Here is a 19,178-nt window from a genome sequence, read left to right on the forward strand (position 1 = left end):
GTAAGTGTTGGACTAGAGAGAAATGAGTTAGCCGTGGCTGTCCCGAAGCGGAAAATGTCTCGCTCGAATACCCGCGCCCGCCGCTCCCAGTGGAAGGCAACCGCCCCCCACCTGGTGAAGACTGTCGAGAACGGCCAGGTTACGTACAGCCTGCCGCACCAGGCAAAGGTCGTTACCGACTCGGCTGGCACCGCGCTGTTCCTTGAATACAAGGGCCGCAAGGTCGCAGACGTCTAATCCGCCAACTGGCTGACTAAGATGTCTTCAACTGAAGAGCTTCTGAAGCGTCTCGGTGTCACTATTGACGCCGGGACGCTTCGTCTTGCGCTCACACACCGTTCCTACGCCTACGAAAACGGCGGCATCCCCACCAACGAACGGCTCGAGTTCCTGGGTGACTCCATTCTGGGGTTCTCGGTCACCGACGCGTTGTACCGTGACAACCCGACCCTGCCCGAAGGGGACCTGGCCAAGCGCCGTTCCGCCGTCGTGAGCACCCGGGCCCTCGCGGGCCTCGGCCGCAGCATCGGTCTTGGTGAATACATTTACCTCGGGCAGGGCGAAAAGCTCACCGAGGGCAAAAACAAGGCGTCCATCCTTGCGGACACCATGGAGGCGCTCATTGGCGCCACCTATGTCTCCAATGACATCGAGACCGCGCGCCAGCTGGTCATGCGCCTGGTGGGGCCACTGCTGGCGGACGCTGCCGCGCTTGGCGCCGGCACCGACTGGAAGACTTCCATCCAGGAGCTGGCGGCCAGCCGGCAGCTCGGGACGATCAACTACGCTGTGGAGGGCTCCGGACCGGACCACGCCCGGTCGTTTGAGGCCATTCTGCGGATCGGCGGCAACGACTACGGCACCGGCTCGGGCAACTCCAAAAAGGAAGCCGAGCAGGAAGCCGCCGCGGACGCCTGGCGCAGGCTGTCGGCGCCGTCGGCTGCCACAACGGACACCAAGGGGCCAGCACCAGCCGCTGGGCCCGAAGCGCAGCAGCTGCAGACCCAGACCGGCGCCTAGGCACGGACCGTGCCTGAACTGCCCGAGGTCGAAGTTGTCCGCCGCGGCCTGGTGAGATGGGCGCTGGGCCGGACCATCACCGCTGCCCAGGTGCTGGATCCGCGCTCCGTCCGCCGGCACAAGCTCGGCCCGGAGGACTTCGCCGGCAACCTGGAGGGCGCCCGTATCCTGGACGTGGTCCGGCGGGGCAAGTTCCTCTGGCTGCCGCTGGCCGGCACCCCCGCCGGCGGTCCCGGCGCCGGCCCGGCCGGCGCCTCCACCCCCACGGTGGCCCTGATGGCGCACCTTGGCATGTCCGGCCAGCTCCTGATGCAGGACGCCCCGGTGGCGGACGAGAAGCACCTGAAAGTGCGGCTGCACCTCAGCCCCGCCGACGGCATGCCGGAACAGCTGCGGTTCGTGGACCAGCGGATCTTTGGCGGGCTCTTCCTCACCTCCCTGATTCCCACGGCCGACGGCGCTCCCGGCGGACTCGCCGAAACGCCGCTGCCGCTGATCGCCGAGGAAGCCGCCCACATTGCGCGCGACCCGCTGGACCCGTATTTCTCCTTCGACGGGTTTTACCGCCGGCTGCGGACCCGCAAGACAGGCCTCAAACGCGCGCTGCTGGATCAGGGGCTCGTCTCGGGAATCGGCAACATCTACGCCGACGAGGCACTCTGGAAGGCCCGGCTGCACTTCGCCCGCCCGACGGACACGCTCCGGCGGGCGGAGGCCGGGCGTGTCCTCGACGCCGCGCGCGAGGTCATGACCGACGCCCTGGCGGCCGGCGGCACCAGCTTCGACTCCCTCTACGTCAACGTCAACGGGGCCTCCGGGTACTTCGACCGCTCGCTCAACGCCTACGGCCGCGAGGGCAAGGAGTGCACACGCTGCGCCGCCGCCGGCCTGGCCAGTGTGATGCGGCGGGACCGGTTCATGAACCGCTCCTCCTACACCTGCCCCGTCTGCCAGCCGAGGCCGCGCAACGGCCGCTGGTAGGAACCGTAGTGCCCGGACAGCCTCGCCAGGCCCTCGTCAAGTGACACGGCGGGGGTCCAGTTGAGGAGTTCGCGGGTCTCGCGCTGGTCGAACCAGTGGGCGGTGGAGAGCTGCTCAGCGAGGAATCCGGTCATCGGCGGTTCCCCGGCCCGGCCGGCCCGAATCCAGGCCTTCTCCACCACCGATCCTGCCGCCCGCGCGAGCCAGCCCGGGACCGTCCACGACGGCGCAGGGATGCCGGCGGCGGCGCAGATGCCCGCCAGCAGTTCGCCGACCGGGCGGGGTTCGCCGTTGCTGACGACGAGCGCCCGGCCGTGGATGTGCTCCATGCGGTGCAGCCCGGCGACGATTGCCGAGGCGGCGTTGTCCACGTAGGTAGTGTCGATCAGGGCCGCCCCGGCGTCCAGCAGCGGCAGGCGGCCGCGGCCGGCCCGCTCCAGCACCCGTTCCACCAGCTGCGTGTCGCCGGGGCCCCAGACGATGTGCGGGCGCACCGCCGCGACGCGGAGTTCGGGCGAGTCAGCGGCCAAAGCCAGTACTTCGGCCTCGGCCTTGGTGCGGGAGTAGTCGCCGTGCGCGCGGGCCGGGTCCGCCGGCTCGGCACCCAGACCGGCGATGGCAGCCCCGGAGTTGGCCACCGACGGGGACGAGACGAACACCAGGTCCCGCACGCCGGCCGCGCGGGCCGCACGGAGCAGGCGGCGCGTGCCCTCGACGTTCACCTTGTTGAAATCCGCGGTGCGGCCGGTGAAGGAGACCTTCGCGGCCAGGTGGATGACGCCCTCGGCGCCGGCGACGGCGCGGCGGACGGCGTTCCCGTCCGTGACGGACCCGGCGAGGTCCGCTGCGCCGTCGACGCCCGCGGGACGGCGCTGGAACGTGGTGACGGTGTGGCCCTGGCGCACCAGCAGCCGTGCCACGTCCCGTCCGAGCAGGCCGCTGGCGCCGGTGACAAGGACCCTCATGGCGTGCCCGGACGGCCGCCGGCCAGCACCGCCGAGGCCCACCGGGCCAGGCGGGTCCTGTCGATCTTGGCGTTGTGGCGGATATCGGTCGGCTGGGCGGGGACAACGAGCACCGCGGAGACGCTGACGCCTGCCTGGCGGGCCGCCTGGCGGACGCGCCCGGCGAGCTGCGGCGCGGCAGGGCCGGCGCGGCGGGCGGGCGGCACGGTCTCGACGACGGCGACGACGGCCTGCGTCCCGGACGGGCCGACCCCGACGATGGCGGCCAGCCCGACGTCGTCCAGCCGTTCGATGGCCTGCTCGGCGCCCACGGGCGTGACCACGGTACCCGGTGCCGTGACGACGTGCGCGAGGCGTCCTTCCACCCAGAGCCGGCCGGCGGCGTCGAAGTGCCCGACGTCGCCGGTGCGGTGCCATCCGGCCGTGCGGGCGCTCTCACGCTGGGTCAGCCAGAGCCTGTCGTAGGCTTCCTTCACGTGCGGGGCGCTGACGAGGATCTCGCCGGTCACTCCGGCCACCGTGACTGCATCCGTGACCGAGCCGGTCCCGGGTGCGGTGCCGTCCGCGGCGAGCGGGACGACGGCCACACGGGCGCCGTGCACCGGCCGGCCCACGCACACGCCGTTGCCGGCCCCGGTCACGGTTCCGGCGGCGGCGTCGGCCTCCGCTTCGCGGATCTGTTCGAGGCTGACGTCGGTGGCGGGCAGCGCCTCGGTCATCCCGTAGGGGGTGTGCAGCGAAGCCCGGGGCAGCAGCCGCTGGACCTCCGCGAGCAATGGTTCGGGGACGGGCGCGCCGGCGGAGAGCAGCAGCTCCACGCGCCCCAGGGCCTCGTGTCCGGCCCGGCCCAGGCCGCCCCGGGTGGCCAGGACGTTGCGCAGCGCCGCGGGCGAGGCGAAGACCACGCTGGCATCGATGGCCGCGGCAGCGTCCGCCAGTGCGCGGGCCGTCAGGGTGCCCGGCGCGGTTACGTCCATGGCGGGTGTCACCGAGACGGCCCCCAGTGCCGGTCCCAGCAGGGCGAAAGGCGCGAAGCCCGCCACCAGGCGTGCACCAGGGCGGATCCCCAGCGTCGCGGCCACGGTGTCCCGCATCGCCGCCAGCCGCCGGTGGGTGTAGAGCACGCCCTTGGCGGGGCCGGTGGATCCGGAGGTGAAGAGCACAGCGGCGGGCGCGTCGGGGTCCGGCGCCTGCAGTCGCGGCGCCGTCCCGGCGAGGAGTTCTCCCCGGCGGGCGAGCGCGGTGAGGGAGGTCTCCACGGCGAGAAGCCGGCGACGGGCGGCCGGCAGGTCACGGACACTGATGCGCCGTCCCGGCCAGCCGAGCACAGCTGCGGCGGCGAGGGCCTTGTCGATGCCGATGAGGAAATCCGGGGTGGCGCCCTTGACGGCGCGGCTGAGCCCCCGGGTGCCCAGGCCGGCATCGGCCACGACCACCACCGCGCCGAGCCGGAGGCAGGCGTAGAGGACCACGGTCAGGTCCACGCCCGGCGGAACCATCAGGCTCACCCGGCTGCGGGGCCCAACCCCGGCTTCCTGCAGGCCCGCGGCGAGGGCGGCGATACGCTGTTCCAGCTCCCGCCAGCTGAGCGAGCGGGCAACGCTGCCGTCCGCGGCCATTTCCGCGACGGCGGTGTCCCCGCCCGCGGATCCTTCCGCCGCCCTGGTGAGCGGCGCCCACAGCGGCGGAGGCCCGGTGCCGGGTTCCGCGGGCCCGGCCGCGTCCTGCAGCGTCGGGCCCTCGCCCAGGGCGTCCGCCCGCTGGCGGCCGGCACGGCTGTCCCCGTCGCGGCCGGCCAGCCACGCGAAGAGGGGGGTGGCGACGTCACGGTCTTCCGCGACCAGGTGGCCGGCCCCCTCGAAGCGGTGCACGTCCGCGTCCGGCAGCCGGCTGATGAGGTCCTTCAGATACCGGTCGGAGAAGATCGGGTCCCGCGGTCCCCAGAGCATCAGGGCCGGAACCCTCAGCGAGCGCAGCCCTTCGGCGACGCGGCCAAGCGCCGGGAAGCTGGGATGGGACGCGTCGGCGGGGATGTCCGCGACAAAGTTTCCCACGCCGGCGCGGCGGCCGGCACCGCGGTAGGGGGACATAAAGGCCCGGCGGACCTCCGGGGCGAGCGGCGGGTGGGCCAGGGAATGCGTCACCCGCAGGAAGGCGTCCGACGTCGTCGTTCCCCAGCGGTGCACGGCAGGGTGCAGGGCAAGCCGCAGCGCCGGCGGGATGCGGGATCCCGGGGGCTGGTGGACAGCGGTGTTGGTCAGCACCACCCCGGCGAGCTGCTGGGGATGCGCCAAGGCCCAGCCGAGGCTGATCACACCGCCCCAGTCGTGGCCGACTGTGACGACCGGGCCGGCCAGCCCGAGCGCGGCGGTGAGGTCACCCAGGTCGTTGATCCGGTCCGCCAGGCGCCGGAACGTGCCGGTCCGCTCGGAGAAGCCCATATCCAGCTGGTCCACCGCCACCACGCGCCAGGGACGGGCGGGGTCGGATCCGGCGGCCAGCAGCGTCCGCCACAAATAGGACCAGGTCGGGTTGCCGTGCACGCACAGCAGGGTCCCGGCAGGAGTCAGGCCCAGGCGGGAGAGCTGGGCGCCGTTGTCGAGCAGGTGCCAGCGGCGCACGGTTCCGGGCCCGTCCGCGGCGGAGGTGGACGCCACCTCGATTTCGCGCGGCCATTCGGGGTCGACGCCGGGCCAGTCGGCGGCTACCAAACGATTTCCACCATGGCGGTGTTGAGGCCTGAGCCGACGCCCATGCACAGCACGCGGTCCCCGGCTCCGAGGCTCTGCGCTTCCGCTGCGAGGGTCATGGGGAGCGAGGCCGGGCCCACATTTCCCCAGTGCGGGAACGTGATCGGCACCTTGTCCGGGTCCAGGTCAATGGCGTCGATGATGGCCTGGGTATAGGCATTGCTTACCTGGTGCGTGACATAGCGGTCCATCGAGGCCCAGTTCCACTCCGGCTGGGCCTCGTGCCAGGCATCGACCACGAGCTGCAGGCCGCCGTCAAGCAGGGCTTTGGTGTCTGTGGCCATGCCGTCGATGCCGCCCACACACAGTTCATGGTGCTCGGTGCCGGCGCGCATCACGCCGCCGAGGATCCGGTGCCCTCCCGGGTGCTGGTCCGCCGGGCCCAGGACGGCAGCAGCGGCTCCGGAGCCGAGGGTGAGTGTGGCGAACTCGCGGTTGAAGTCCTCGCGGGTCGTCTCGGGCCGCTGCAGCCGGGCCAGGGTGGCCTCCTGCGTTGCCTGGGCATCCTCGCCGTTGACGATCACTGCGTACTTGATCTGGCCCGAGTCGATCATGTTGGCCGCCAGGGTCATGCCGTTGACGAACCCGAGGCAGGCGTTGGCCAGGTCGAAGTTCATGGCCGACGACGGCAGGCCCAGTCCGTGGTGGATCTTCACCGCGACCGACGGTTCGAGGTTGCGCCGCGTCACGGAGGTGTTGATCAGCAGGCCGACCTCGGACGCTTCGATGCCGGACTCGGCGAGGGCCTTGGCGCCCGCCTCGATGGCGGCGTCGTCGAACGATGTCCCGGGGGCCCACCAGCGCCGGTGGGTGACGCCGGCGACCCGTTCGAGCAGCTTGGGGGGGACCTTCAGCCGCCGCAGGGTCACAGCCAGCCTGCGGTCGAAATCCGTGGAACTGATGATCCTCGGAGCTTCGACGCTGCTCACCGAAAGCAACGCGGTGTTCCGGTGCCGGAATGTTGCATTCCCTATCACATCAAGCCTCTGTTCGTGTCTGTCCTGCGCTTCGCGGTTGGCCGCACCAACAAGCACAGGCCCAAGAGCTTAACTATGCCCGGTGCCGATCCATTCCTGCATATGCACATTGGTGCAACTGCACCGACTCTGCCGGGGTTCTGCGCGGAAACGTCCCTGCCCCGCAGTAGATTGTAGGTATCCGCGGCTGTCCCCACCATCCGCGTCCGCCGAGCAGGAGATCCGAAACACCTTGCACCTCAAGAGCCTGACCGTCCGGGGATTTAAGTCCTTTGCCTCGGCGACGACTTTCGAATTCGAACCGGGCGTCACCGCCGTCGTCGGACCCAACGGCTCGGGCAAGTCCAATGTGGTGGACGCTCTGGCCTGGGTGATGGGCGAGCAAGGCGCGAAGACCCTTCGCGGCGGCAAGATGGAGGACGTGATCTTCGCGGGAACGTCCGGACGCCCGCCGCTGGGGCGCGCCCACGTCTCGCTCACCATCGACAACAGCGACGGCGCCCTGCCGATCGACTACAGCGAAGTCACGATCTCCCGCACGCTGTTCCGCACCGGCGGTTCGGAATACGCCATCAACGGCGCCGGCTGCCGGCTCCTGGACATCCAGGAGCTCCTCTCCGACTCCGGTCTGGGCCGGGAGATGCACGTGATCGTGGGGCAGGGGCAGCTGGACAAGGTGCTCCACGCCACTCCGGAGGACCGGCGCGGCTTTATCGAAGAAGCCGCCGGCATCCTCAAGCACCGGCGCCGCAAGGAAAAGACGGTCCGCAAACTCGAAGCCATGCAGGCCAATCTGGCACGGCTCAGCGACCTCACCGGCGAAATCCGGCGGCAGCTCACCCCGCTGGGCAAGCAGGCCGAGGTCGCCAGGCGTGCCCAGAGCGTCCAGTTCGAAGTCCGCGACGCCCGCTCCCGCCTCCTGGCTGACGACCTGGTCCAGCTGCAGTCGGTGCTGGCCCGGGACGTTGCGGACGAGAGCGCGCTCAAGGCCCGCCGCGGCGTCGTCGGGCAGGAACTCGAGCTCGGCAGGCGGCGGCAGGCCGGCCTCGAACAGCTCGCCGCCGAAGCCACGCCGAAGCTCAACGCCGCCCGTGAGACCTGGTACCAGCTCTCCGCCGGGCGCGAGCGGCTGCGCTCCCTGGGCTCCCTCGCCGAGGAACGGCGCCGGCTGCTCGGGGCCTCCGACAACGTTCCCAATTCCGGCCGGGACCCGGAGCAGCTCGACCGGCAGGCCGCCCGCGTCCGTGCGGAACAAGCCGGGCTGGAACGCGGGATCGTGGACCGCCGCGGTGCCCTGGACGCCGCCGCCGCCGCCAAACAGGACGCCGAAAACGCCGCCGCCGCCGAGGACAAGCGGCTCACGTCCCTGCTCCGCGCCGCCGCGGACCGCCGCGAAGGCCTGGCCAAACTTGCCGGGCAGGTGGGCGCCGCGCGCTCCCGCGTCGAGTCCGCCCAGGCGGAACTCGGCCGGCTCCGTGAATCCCTCGCGGCAGGGGAGGAACGCCGCAGGCAGGCGCACAGCGAGTTCACCGCCCTCGAAACCCAGGTCGCCGGCGCTGAGGACGGCGAGGAGAGCCTCGACGCCGACTACGAGGACGCCAGCTCCGCCCTCGACGCCATCGCCGCCGAAATCGACGGGCTCAAGGCGGCCGAACGCGAGGGTGAACGGGAACGCGGTGCCCTCCTTGCCCGCCGCGACGCCCTCCAGCTCGGACTGAACCGCAAGGACGGCTCGGACCACGTTCTTGGCTCAGGAATTCCCGGGGTGCTCGGGTCCCTGGCGTCCCTGGTCACGGTCGTACCCGGTTTCGAAGCCGCCGTTTCGGCGGCCCTGGGCGCCGCCTCCGACGCCATTGTGGTGCAGGACAGCGAGGCCGCGGCCACCGCCGTGCAGCGGCTGAAGGACGACGACGCCGGACGGGCCGCCCTGCTGCTGGCAGCCGCAGGTGCCGCCGAAACCGATGCCGGGCCCGCGTCCGGCGGGGAGCTCCCCGCGGGCGCCCGGTGGGCCTCGCAACTCGTCACGGCATCCGGCACCGGGGATGCTGCCTTCCGGCTGCCGCTGTCCCGGCTGCTGGCCGGCATCGCCGTCGTCGAGGGCCTGGACGCGGCCGCCGGACTCGTGGCGGCGCGCCCGGAACTGACCGCCGTGACCCGGGACGGCGACGTCCTGACCGCACTGACGGTCAGCGGAGGCTCCGCGAAGGCGCCCTCGCTGATCGAAGTGCAGGCCGCCGTCGACGACGCCGCCTCCCGGCTGGCCGCGGTGACCGCCGGGCTGGAACGCCAGCGTTTCGCCCTCGCCGCCGCCCGGGCCCGGCGGGCCGCGGCGCAGGACCGTGCCGATGCTGCCCTGGAGAAACTCCACGATTCGGATGCCCGGCTGGCCGCCGTCGCTGAACGCCTGGGCCACCTGAATTCGGTGCTGCGCAGCGCCGTCGGTGAAAGCGAGCGGCTCGCCGCCTCCCTGGCCAAGGCCGAGGCCAACATCGTCCTCGACCATGGTGCGCTGGAAGCCGTGGCGGCACGGCTCGCCGCCGCCCGGGAAGCGCCGGCGGAGGAGGAACCCTCCCCGGAACACCGGGATGCCCTCGCCCTGGCCGCGTCGCTGGCCCGCAGCGCCGAAATGGAGGCCCGGCTCAGCCTGCGCAGCGCCGAGGAACAGCTCTCGGCCACCCGCAACCGGGCGTCATCGCTGGAACGAGCCGCCGCCACCGAGCGGCGCGCCCGCGAGGAAGCGGCCGAACGGGCCCGCCGCCGCGGGCTCCAGGCCAAACGCGCCGCCGCCGTCTGCGCCGCCGTCGCCCAGGTGATCGGGTTCCTCGATGCCTCCGTGGAACTCGCCCGCCGGGAACGGGACAGCGCCGAGGAACGCAAGGAGCAGATGGACAGCGAACTGGCCGCCCTGCGCGGCAGCAATGATGCCCTCGCCCGCGAACTGGCCGAACTGACCGACTCCGTCCACCGCGACGAACTGGCCCGCACCCAGCAGCGCCTCCGGATCGAAGCCCTGGAGCTGCGAAGCATCGAGGAGCTGGGGGTGACCGCCGGCCAGCTGGTCGCCGATTTTGGCCCGGACCAGCCTGTTCCCGTGCCCGCCGCGGAATCGGCGGACAAATGGGCTGCCCTGCGCGCCCCGGTGGACGATGACGGCCGGGAAATCGTGGCCGGCAGACCCTTCGTCCGCGAGGAGCAGGAGAAACGGCTCAAGCGGGCCGAACGGGACCTCTCTGCGCTGGGCCGGGTCAACCCCCTGGCGCTGGAGGAATTCGCAGCCCTCGAGGAACGCCACCAGTTCCTCAGCACGCAGCTCGAAGACCTCAAATCCAGCCGCAAGGACCTGCTGGACATCATCAAGGAAGTCGACGAGCGCGTCCAGAAGGTCTTCGCCGAAGCCTTCGAGGACACCTCCGCGCAGTTCGTCCGGATCTTCGCCCGGCTGTTCCCGGGCGGGGAGGGCCGGCTGGTCCTCACCGACCCCTCGGACATGCTCACCACCGGCATCGAGGTCGAGGCGCGCCCGGCCGGCAAGAAGATCAAGCGGCTCTCGCTGCTCTCGGGCGGGGAACGGTCGCTGACAGCCGTTGCCCTGCTCGTCGCGATCTTCAAGGCCCGGCCCTCACCGTTCTATGTGATGGACGAGGTGGAAGCAGCCCTGGACGACACCAACCTGGGCCGGCTCATCAGCATTTTCGAGGAGCTGCGCGAATCCAGCCAGCTCATCATCATCACGCACCAGAAACGCACCATGGAAATTGCCGACGCCCTGTACGGGGTCACCATGCGCGGCGACGGCGTCTCCACCGTCATCAGCCAGCGTCTCGGCGCCCAGGCCTGAGGCGCAGTCTGAGCGCGCCCGCGCGCGTTTTCCGGGCTCCGCGCCGGCTTTCCTGATTGTGAGAAGCTAGGGGAGTGAACGACATCCTCTCCATTCTTCTGCCCATTCTCGCCGCCCTGGTGGTCCTCGGTGCACTCATTCCGGTCCTGATGAAGACCCGGAAGAACATCACCAACTACCCCGGAAAGCGTGACGAGAACGATCCCGTGGCGCCCCGTGCCGGCGGCGGAACACTCCTTGAGGACCGCCCGGCGCCGACGCGCGAACGCAAGGCACCGGAGTCCGCCGGCCTCGAGGGGCCGGTTACAGTCGAAGTCCCGGATGACGTGGCCGGTCTCGAACTCGTTCCGGTCGAAACGCCGTTGCCGGTGGCCGGCCGCCTGATCCGCCTGCGCGAACGCCTCGTCAGGTCCAACAACATCCTCGGCAAGGGCCTGCTGGCCCTGTTGTCCGCGGACAAGATCGACGAAAACGTCTGGGACGAGGTGGAGGAAACCCTCCTGCTCGCCGACCTCGGCACCGAGCCGACCATGCAGCTCGTGGACGCGCTCCGGGAACGCGTCAAGGTCCTTGGCACCCGCTCCCCGGAGCAGGTCAAGGCACTGCTGCGCGAGGAACTCATCAAGCTGGTGGACCCGACGATGGACCGCAGCCTGCGGGTCGAACGCCACGCCGACAAACCCGCCGTCGTGCTGGTGGTGGGCGTCAACGGCGTCGGCAAGACCACCACGGTGGGCAAGCTCGCCCGCGTGCTCGTCGCCGAGGACAAGGATGTGCTGCTGGGCGCGGCGGACACCTTCCGCGCCGCCGCCGCCGAGCAGCTCGCCACCTGGGGCCAGCGCGTCGGCGTCGTCACCGTGAAGTCCGACGTCGACGGTGCGGACCCGGCATCGGTCGCCTATGAAGCGGTCAAAGCCGGCATCGACCAGGAAGTCGACGTCGTGATGATCGACACCGCCGGGCGCCTGCAGAACAAGACCGGCCTGATGGACGAGCTCGGCAAGGTCAAGCGTGTCATTGAGAAGCTCGCCGAGGTGGACGAGGTACTCCTGGTCCTGGACGCCACGACGGGACAGAACGGCCTGAACCAGGCCCGGGTCTTCGCCGAGGTTGTGAACGTCACCGGCATCGTCCTGACCAAGCTGGACGGCACGGCCAAGGGCGGCATCGTGGTGGCCATCCAGAAGTCCCTCGGCGTCCCGGTCAAACTGATCGGCCTCGGCGAAGGGGCGGACGACCTCGCCCCGTTCGACGCGGAGAGCTTCGTCGACGCCATCCTGAACTAACCTGCTCCGCCCCACTGGCTCGCCGGTGCTGTCGTTTCATCACTGCTGGCGACGGCGGCCGCGAGCCAGTGGGATTTAACCCGGGCGTCCTCAGGCGGCGCGGGCCGCCGGCCGGTGGAATGTCTCCCGGGCCAGCAGCCAGCCCGCAGCGGCCGCGACCAGGACGCCGCCGGTGACGCCGAAAGCCCAGCCATAGCCCAGCCGGTCGGCGAGGAGCCCGGCCAGGACCGGTCCGATGATCGCACCGCTGTCGGAGGTCATCTGGAAGACGGCCAGGACCCGCCCGCCGGAGCGCTCGTTGCCAATCACATCGGCCATGGCTGCCTGCTGCGCGGGACCGAGCAGCCCCGAACCGATGCCGGCGACGGCGGTCGCCACGAGGAACCAGGGCAGATCGTGCGTGAAGCCGATGGCCGCCGTTGCGGTTCCGGTCACCAGCAGTCCGGAGACCATCATGGGTTTCCGGCCCAGACTGTCCGCGAGTTTGCCGGAGAATGTCAGTGCCAGCGCGTTGGCCGCGGCGAACATGGCCAGAGCCCAGCCCGCCGAAGCCGGTCCCGCGTTCAGGGCGGCGACGGCGAAAAGCGGCACCGTGGCCATCCGCACGCCGAAGGTGGCCCAGCCGTTGGCGAAGCTGGAGAACAGCCCCGCCCGGTACGCGCTGTCCCGCAGCGCCTCGCGCAGTTCCATCGCCGGCGCAGCGCTCCCGTCCGGGCGGGAGGCCGCCGGCACATGGCTCAGCTGGGTCTGTACCACGAGGGCCGCCAGGACCAGGGCGGCCGCGTAGACGAGGAACGGCACGCGCAGTCCGAAGCCGGCCAGCAGCCCGCCCACGACCGGCCCGCCCACGCTGCCGATGAGGAACGCCGAGGCATAGGCCCCGGAGACCCGTCCGCGGCTCTCCGGGGGCGCCAGCCGGACCACCAGGGCCATCGACGCCACCGTAAACATCACGGAGCCGGCGCCGCCGAGGCCGCGGAATATCAGCAGTTGCCAGTAATCCTGGGCGAAGGCACACGCCGCCGTCGACGCCGCAACAATCAACAGCCCGGCGACGTAGACCGGCCGTTCCCCGAGCCGCACGATCAGCGCGCCTCCGGCGGGAGCGAACACCAGCCGCATGAACGCGAAGATGCTCACGATCACGGCAGCCGCCGTCGCACCGACGTCGAAAGTGGTGGCGAACTGGGGGAGGACCGGCGCCACGAGGCCGAAGCCGAGGGCGATGAGGAAGGCTGCCACCAGCATCACCTTGATGTCCCGGGGCAGCACCGCCTTGCCGCTGGTCCGGGTACCGGCCTGCGGCGGGGATCCCTCGGGGCGGGGGGTCTTACTCATGGCGGTGGCTTTCTGGCGGTACGGGCGGGGGGAGAGGCGATGGTGAAACGCGTGAAACATAACCGTAACAAGAAGGATTTGCACCATTTACTTCCGGGAGGTTCTTGTAACAACCCGGAAACCTAAATCCTCCGCCGTCGAAACACGCCGCCGACAAACTCTTCTTAGAACGCAAACCGCGTTGAGGCACGCGGAGAACTCCGCACCATCTTTAGATCGCATCCACGCAAGGGAGGACGTGCACCATGGAACTTACCGCAGGTCACGTATGGCTGATGGTGGCAGCAGCGCTCGTGCTGTTCATGACACCAGGACTCGCATTTTTCTACGGCGGCATGACGCGCGCCAAGGCCGCACTGAACATGATGATGATGAGTTTCATCTCCATCGGCATGGTCGGTGTGGTCTGGGTGCTCTGGGGCGCTTCGATGAGCTCCGGCGAGGGCTTTCTGCAGATCGTTGGAAACCCGTTCGCCACCTTCGGACTGGAGGGCATCGACACGGCTGACGGACTCATCAAGGTCGGCTACGCGGCCACCTTCGCCATCATCACCGTCGCCCTGATCAGCGGCGCGATCGCTGACCGCGCCAAATTCGGCGCCTGGTCCGTTTTCGTCCCGGTCTGGGTCACCCTGGTGTACTGCCCGCTGGCCTACATGGTCTGGGGCGGCGGGCTGTTCGGCCCGGAAGGCGCAATCGGCCAGGCCCTTGGCCCGGCGATTGACTTCGCCGGCGGCACGGTTGTCCACATCAACGCCGGTGTTGCCGCGCTGATCCTCGTGCTCATCATCGGCAACCGCAAGGGCTTCGGCAAGGACCCCAACCACCGCCCGCACAACATCCCGTTCGTCATGCTCGGTGCTGCGATCCTGTGGTTCGGCTGGTTCGGCTTCAACGGCGGCGCAGCGACGACGGCAGAACAGGGCGGCCTGATCTGGGTCAACACCCTGGCAGCCCCCGCCGCGGCAATGCTCGGCTGGCTCATCACGGAGCGGATCCGCGACGGTCACCCGACCTCGCTCGGTGCCGCCTCCGGTGTGGTGGCCGGCCTCGTCGCCATCACCCCGGCCTGCGCCAACGTCAGTCCGATCGGCGCACTGGGACTCGGCCTGATCGCCGGTGCGGCTTCCGCCCTGGCGGTCGGCCTCAAGTTCCGCTGGGGCTTTGACGACTCCCTTGACGTCGTCGGTGTCCACCTCGTTTCCGGCATCATCGGCACAGTGGCCCTGGGCTTCATCGCCCTCCCGGCCGACGGTGTCGGCGGCGGCCTGTTCTACGGCGGCGGACTCACCCAGCTGTGGGCCCAGCTCGCAGCGGCCGGTATCGCCATCGCCTACTCGGCGGTGATGACCGCAATCATTGCCTTCGCCATCCACAAGACCATGGGGTTCCGGGTTTCCCAGGAGCAGGAAGTCGTGGGCGTGGACCTCAGCCTGCACGCCGAAACCGCTTACGAATTCGGCGTCGGCGGCCACGGTGGAAGCTTTACCCCGCTGCACGAACTCATCACCGGCAAGGCCCAGGGCGCAGCCGGGGCGGCCGGGACGGTGGCCGCGACGTCCAACGGCAAGAAGGCCGCAGCAACAGGTAAGGAAAGTGTGGAGGCATGAAACTGATCACAGCAATCGTCCGGCCCGAAAAGCTCGATACCATCCGCGAGGGCCTTGAAGCCTACGGAGTGCAGGGCCTTACCGTCAGCGCGGCGAGCGGCTACGGCCGGCAGCGGGGCTACACCGAGGTGTACCGCGGCGCCGAGTACAACGTGGACCTGCTGCCCAAGATCCGGGTGGAGGTCCTGGCCACGGACGAACAGGCGGACGACATCCTCGATGTCATCATCGCCAGCTCGAACACCGGCCGGGCCGGTGACGGCAAGGTCTGGACGATGGATGTGTTCGAAGCAGTGCGGGTCCGCACCGGAGAACGCGGCTCGTCCGCTATCTAGCCGGCAGTTTCCATGAAAAACCAGGCGGGCCGGGTACCTGAAAGGGTTCCCGGCCCGCTTTGTGCGTCTGACCGACTCGAACGACGGCGGCGGCGCTCAGGCCCACCAGCCTTGGGGCCCGGCGCTCCCGGCGGCGTATTCCTCCAGCGGTGCGCTGTCCCTGGCCCAGGCCCTGAGGACGGGCTCCAGGATCCGCCAGCAGTCTTCCGCGGTGTCGGCGCGGACGGAGAGCAGCGGATCGCCGGTCAGGACACCCTCCAGGACCTCCCCGTACGGCAGCAGCTCGGATGCGCTGAGCTCGGCCTCGAGGGTGGCACGGTCCAGGCTGAGCACATCGCCGGGGCCGTTCACGTCGACGTCGAACTGCAGGGTGTCCGGACCGAAGCCGATCCTCAGCTGGTTGGGGGAGTCCACCCCGGTGAAGCCCCTGGGCAGGTGCGGCACCGGGCGGAAGGTCACCACGGCCTCCTTGCGTTTGATGCCCAGGGCTTTTCCGGAGCGCAGGATGAAGGGCACTCCCTGCCAGCGCCAGTTGTTTATCTGCACTTCCACCTCGGCGAGCGTTTCGGTGCCCCGGGCCGGGTCGACGCCGTCCTCCCTGGCGTAGTCCGGGACCTTCCGGCCGCCGACGGTTCCGGCCGTGTACCGGGCGCGGCGGGTGCTCCTGGCGTAGGGCGCCTTGATGCTGCTGGCCCGCAGCACCGTGGCCACGGCGTCGCGGAGGTCCCGCTCGTCCACCGAGGCCGGCGGTTCGAGCGCCATCAGGGCCATGATCTGCAGGAGGTGGCTCTGGACCATGTCGCGGAGGGCGCCGGCGCCGTCGTAATAACGGGCGCGTCCCTCCAGCGCGAGGTCCTCGTCAAAGACAATCTCGACCTTTGCGATGTGCTCGCGGTTCCACACCGGCTCCAGGAAGGTGTTGGCGAAGCGCAGCCCCAGGATGTTCAGCACCGTCGCCTTGCCCAGGAAATGGTCCACCCGGTGGATATGGTCCTCCGGGACCAGGGCCGACAGGGTTTTATTCAGGTGCCGGGCGGACTCCTCGCTGGAACCGAACGGTTTCTCCATGACCAGCCGGGTCCCGGCCGGCACCTGGTCAGGGGACAGTGCCTCGCAGGCCAGCTGGCTGACGCGCGGCGGCAGGGCGAAGTAGATGGCCACCGGGCCCTCCAGCCGGGCCAGCAGGCCGGCCAGCTCCCCGTCGGCCGTGACGTCGAGCCGGTGGTATCCGGTGGTGTCGCGGATCCGTTTCAGCTCCCGCCGGCCGGAGGCCCCCGCCTGGGAGTTGGCGTCGGCGAAGGATTCCTCGACACGCTCCAGCCACTGCCCGGGGGCCCAGTCATCCGAGCCGGCGCCCACCAGGGTCAGGCCGTCGGCGCGTCCCCGGGACACGATCCGGGCCAGCCCGGGCAGGAGGAGCCTGCCGGTGAGGTCGCCCGAGGCGCCGAGGATAAGCAGGGTTTTTACGGTTGTTTGGCTGGTCACCTACGTCAGCATGCCATCTTGAAGGCGCGTCTTGGTACCCTAGATAGTCGAGTCCCGTTGTCGAGGCAGTTCGTTCCGGCGAACATCAGTCGCGACGCTGGCGTGCCGGACCGGCCGCCATCTGTAGATCCACTGAAAGAAGTGCACGGCGCGTGTTCAATTCACTCTCTGACCGGTTGACAGCAACCTTCAAGAATCTCCGTGGCAAGGGCCGCCTGACCGAGGCGGACGTTGACGCCACAGTCCGCGAAATCCGGCGTGCCCTCCTGGACGCCGACGTTGCCGTGCCCGTGGTCCGCGAATTCACCGGCCGGGTGCGCGAGCGCGCCCTCGGCGCCGAAGTCTCGGCCGCCCTGAACCCCGGCCAGCAGATCGTGAAGATCGTCAACGAGGAGCTCGTCGAGATCCTCGGCGGCGAGACCCGCCGGATCCGCCTCGCAAAGACCGGGCCCACCATCATCATGCTTGCCGGCCTCCAGGGCGCCGGCAAGACCACCCTGGCCGGCAAGCTGTCCAAGTACCTCAAGGCGCAGGGCCACAGCCCCCTCCTGGTGGCCTGCGACCTGCAGCGTCCCAATGCCGTGACCCAGCTCCAGGTGGTCGGCAAGCGAGCCGGCGTGCCCGTCTTCGCCCCGCACCCGGGAGCCACCTCCACCGAACTGGACCACCCGGCCGGCGACCCGGTCTCGGTCGCCCGGGCCGGCGTTGAGGAAGCCCGCCGCACCCTGCACGACGTCGTGATCGTTGACACCGCCGGCCGGACCGGCGTGGACGCGGAGATGATGGAACAGGCGCGCCAGATCCGCCGCGCCATCGTTCCGAACGAAGTGCTGTTCGTGGTCGACGCGATGATCGGCCAGGACGCCGTCAACACGGCCATGGCCTTCGACGAGGGCGTGAACTTCACCGGCATCGTGCTCTCCAAGCTCGACGGCGATGCCCGCGGCGGCGCCGCGCTCTCCATCTCCTCGGTCACCGGCAAGCCCGTGATGTTCGCGTCCACCGGCGAAGGCCTGGACGACTTCGAGCTCTTCCACCCGGACCGCATGGCCTCGCGCATCCTCGACCTCGGTGACGTGCTCACCCTGATTGAGCAGGCGGAGAAGTCCTGGGACAAGGACGAAGCTGCCCGGATGGCGCAGAAGTTCGCCGACCAGGAAGACTTCACCCTGGAGGACTTCCTCGCCCAGATGCAGCAGATCCGCAACATGGGTTCGATGAAGAAAATGCTCATGATGATGCCCGGGGCGCAGAACATCCGGCAACAGCTCGAGCAGTTCGACGAGCGTGAAATCGACCGCGTCGAGGCGATCGTGCGGTCCATGACGCCGCATGAACGCGTCGCCCCGAAAATCATCAACGGTTCCCGCCGGGCCCGGATTGCCCGCGGCTCCGGTGTTCATGTCTCCGAGGTCAACGGCCTGCTGGAGCGCTTCGCCCAGGCCCAGAAGATGATGAAGAAGATGGCTGCCGGCGGCGGGATGCCCGGCATGCCCGGGATGCCCGGCATGGGCGGCGGAGGGGCCCGCAAGGGCGCCAAGAGCGCACCCAAGAAGAAGGCCCGCTCCGGCAACCCGGCCAAGGCCGCCCAGGAGCTCAAGGATGCCCAGGCCCGCCGGGCCGAGGGCGCCAAGGCCCTCCCGACCGGCGCCTCGTTCGGCCAGCAGGGCGGGGACTTCGATCCCTCCCAGCTGAACCTGCCCAAGGGCTTCGACAAGTTCCTCGGCGGCGGTAAATAGGGCCCTGCCGGCCGAGATGTCGCGGGCCCGTTGCCGGGCCGGTGTCATAGGGTTAGACCATGTACAAGCAGCGCGTAGTCTTCGTCCACGGGGCGGGCAGCTTCGGCGCTGCCGCGTGGCCGAAACAGCACGGAATGGCGCTGGACTACGACGCGCTGTTCCTGCGCCGCCATGGGTATGACCCCGCCGCCGAACCGCTGGAAACGGACTTCGCCGCCGACGCCGCCATCGTCCTTCGTGCGCTGGCCGAGGACGGCCGCGGGGAGGCCGGAGGCCACGTCGTCGCCCACTCGCAGGGGGCCATCTCCGCGATGATGGCCGCCGTCGAACGGCCGGACCTGGTGCACTCGCTGACCCTGGTGGAACCGGCCTGCCTCTCACTCACCGCGGAGCTGCCGGCGACGGCGGCGCACCGCGCCCTGATGCAGCCGCTCTTCGAGGTCCGCCACCACCTCAGCGATGAGGATTTCCACCGCGAATTCGTCCGCCGGGTGTCCGCCGCGCACACCCCGGCCCAGGCGACTTTGGGCGCCCCCGGCCCGGAAGACCAGCGCGAGGCGCGCCGCCTGCGCCTGCAGGTTCCGCCCTGGGAAGCCCCGCTGCAGATTGTCCCCGGCGTCCCCACCCTGGTCCTGACCGGCGGCTGGGAACCGCTCTATGAAGAGATCGCCGGCTACCTGCGGGAGACCGGTGCCGTGCACCGCACCGCGCCGGGAGGGCACCGGCCCCAGGATTCAGCCGAGGGGAACCGGGTCATCCGGGCGTTCATCGCCGGCGTCGGCCGGCAGCAGCACTCCAGGGCGTCCTAGGCGTCCTAGCACCGGTTGCCCCGGCACCGGGCGCCCGGCCGTCCG

General features: G+C 70.2%; 14 protein-coding genes. 9 read left to right on the forward strand and 5 right to left on the reverse strand.

Annotated elements, in window-relative coordinates; translation table 11 throughout:
- The first annotated feature begins 33 nt into the window (after positions 1-33).
- Genes rpmF through mutM form a run of 3 tightly spaced genes read left to right on the forward strand, consistent with a single transcriptional unit; the run spans position 34 to position 2,001 of the window.
- The gene (gene rpmF / locus ACZYX4_RS04150; RefSeq protein ID WP_009356569.1) at positions 34-237 is read left to right on the forward strand and encodes a 50S ribosomal protein L32; all 204 of its coding nucleotides are present in this window, start codon (positions 34-36) and stop codon (positions 235-237) included.
- A gap of 21 nt (positions 238-258) precedes the next feature.
- Positions 259-1,020, forward strand: coding sequence for a ribonuclease III (rnc, locus tag ACZYX4_RS04155; RefSeq protein ID WP_463873904.1), 762 nt, complete (start codon positions 259-261; stop codon positions 1,018-1,020).
- A 9-nt stretch (positions 1,021-1,029) separates the two neighbouring features.
- Positions 1,030-2,001, forward strand: coding sequence for a bifunctional DNA-formamidopyrimidine glycosylase/DNA-(apurinic or apyrimidinic site) lyase (gene mutM / locus ACZYX4_RS04160; protein ID WP_463873906.1), 972 nt, complete (start codon positions 1,030-1,032; stop codon positions 1,999-2,001).
- Here the strand turns inward: mutM and ACZYX4_RS04165 are convergent.
- From ACZYX4_RS04165 to ACZYX4_RS04175, 3 genes are read right to left on the reverse strand one after another with little or no spacing between them, the layout of a single operon-like run.
- Positions 1,953-2,966 carry an NAD-dependent epimerase/dehydratase family protein gene (locus ACZYX4_RS04165; protein WP_463873908.1) on the reverse strand — a complete coding sequence of 338 codons (1,014 nt, stop codon included), beginning with the start codon at positions 2,964-2,966 and terminating at the stop codon, positions 1,953-1,955. The two genes, mutM and ACZYX4_RS04165, sit on opposite strands and share 49 nt — an antisense overlap.
- A complete protein-coding gene (locus tag ACZYX4_RS04170) occupies positions 2,963-5,677 on the reverse strand; it encodes an alpha/beta fold hydrolase (protein WP_463873909.1) in 2,715 nt (904 codons plus the stop codon). The genes ACZYX4_RS04165 and ACZYX4_RS04170 overlap by 4 nt, the downstream gene beginning before the upstream one ends.
- Positions 5,671-6,693, reverse strand: a complete 1,023-nt coding sequence (locus tag ACZYX4_RS04175; RefSeq protein WP_463873911.1) for a 3-oxoacyl-ACP synthase III — start codon at positions 6,691-6,693, stop codon at positions 5,671-5,673. Before ACZYX4_RS04175 ends, ACZYX4_RS04170 begins: the two co-directional genes overlap by 7 nt.
- A gap of 232 nt (positions 6,694-6,925) precedes the next feature.
- Here ACZYX4_RS04175 and smc point away from each other — a divergent pair, with 232 nt between their 5' ends.
- Positions 6,926-10,531, forward strand: a complete 3,606-nt coding sequence (gene smc, locus ACZYX4_RS04180; RefSeq protein ID WP_463873912.1) for a chromosome segregation protein SMC — start codon at positions 6,926-6,928, stop codon at positions 10,529-10,531.
- A 74-nt stretch (positions 10,532-10,605) separates the two neighbouring features.
- Entirely contained in the window at positions 10,606-11,817 is a 1,212-nt protein-coding gene (ftsY, locus tag ACZYX4_RS04185; protein ID WP_463873914.1) for a signal recognition particle-docking protein FtsY, read from the forward strand.
- Between the two features lie 90 nt (positions 11,818-11,907).
- Here ftsY and ACZYX4_RS04190 read toward each other — a convergent pair whose 3' ends face one another.
- A complete protein-coding gene (locus ACZYX4_RS04190; RefSeq protein WP_463873915.1) occupies positions 11,908-13,155 on the reverse strand; it encodes an MFS transporter in 1,248 nt (415 codons plus the stop codon).
- A gap of 245 nt (positions 13,156-13,400) precedes the next feature.
- Here ACZYX4_RS04190 and ACZYX4_RS04195 point away from each other — a divergent pair, with 245 nt between their 5' ends.
- Together ACZYX4_RS04195 and ACZYX4_RS04200 are read left to right on the forward strand one after the other, a co-directional pair.
- Complete coding sequence (locus ACZYX4_RS04195) at positions 13,401-14,765, forward strand: ammonium transporter (RefSeq protein WP_463873916.1); 1,365 nt, start codon at positions 13,401-13,403, stop codon at positions 14,763-14,765.
- Complete coding sequence (locus tag ACZYX4_RS04200) at positions 14,762-15,100, forward strand: P-II family nitrogen regulator (protein ID WP_463873918.1); 339 nt, start codon at positions 14,762-14,764, stop codon at positions 15,098-15,100. Before ACZYX4_RS04195 ends, ACZYX4_RS04200 begins: the two co-directional genes overlap by 4 nt.
- Before the next feature lie 96 nt (positions 15,101-15,196).
- Here ACZYX4_RS04200 and ACZYX4_RS04205 read toward each other — a convergent pair whose 3' ends face one another.
- Entirely contained in the window at positions 15,197-16,585 is a 1,389-nt protein-coding gene (locus tag ACZYX4_RS04205; RefSeq protein ID WP_463873919.1) for a glucose-6-phosphate dehydrogenase, read from the reverse strand.
- Between the two features lie 152 nt (positions 16,586-16,737).
- Between ACZYX4_RS04205 and ffh the strand changes: the two genes are divergently transcribed.
- Complete coding sequence (ffh, locus tag ACZYX4_RS04210) at positions 16,738-18,324, forward strand: signal recognition particle protein (protein ID WP_463873920.1); 1,587 nt, start codon at positions 16,738-16,740, stop codon at positions 18,322-18,324.
- Between the two features lie 59 nt (positions 18,325-18,383).
- Positions 18,384-19,133, forward strand: coding sequence for an alpha/beta fold hydrolase (locus ACZYX4_RS04215; RefSeq protein ID WP_463873922.1), 750 nt, complete (start codon positions 18,384-18,386; stop codon positions 19,131-19,133).
- Positions 19,134-19,178 lie beyond the last annotated feature (45 nt).

It is taken from the genome of Pseudarthrobacter leeuwenhoeki, assembly GCF_055412885.1.

Bases quoted from the DNA above. Each gene is read 5' to 3' on its own strand.
- rnc (WP_463873904.1), top strand. From the start codon at position 259: ATGTCTTCAACTGAAGAGCTTCTGAAGCGTCTCGGTGTCACTATTGAC.
- ACZYX4_RS04190 (WP_463873915.1), bottom strand. From the start codon at position 13,155: ATGAGTAAGACCCCCCGCCCCGAGGGATCCCCGCCGCAGGCCGGTACC.
- ACZYX4_RS04165 (WP_463873908.1), bottom strand. From the start codon at position 2,966: ATGAGGGTCCTTGTCACCGGCGCCAGCGGCCTGCTCGGACGGGACGTG.
- ACZYX4_RS04200 (WP_463873918.1), top strand. From the start codon at position 14,762: ATGAAACTGATCACAGCAATCGTCCGGCCCGAAAAGCTCGATACCATC.
- ACZYX4_RS04195 (WP_463873916.1), top strand. From the start codon at position 13,401: ATGGAACTTACCGCAGGTCACGTATGGCTGATGGTGGCAGCAGCGCTC.
- ACZYX4_RS04215 (WP_463873922.1), top strand. From the start codon at position 18,384: ATGTACAAGCAGCGCGTAGTCTTCGTCCACGGGGCGGGCAGCTTCGGC.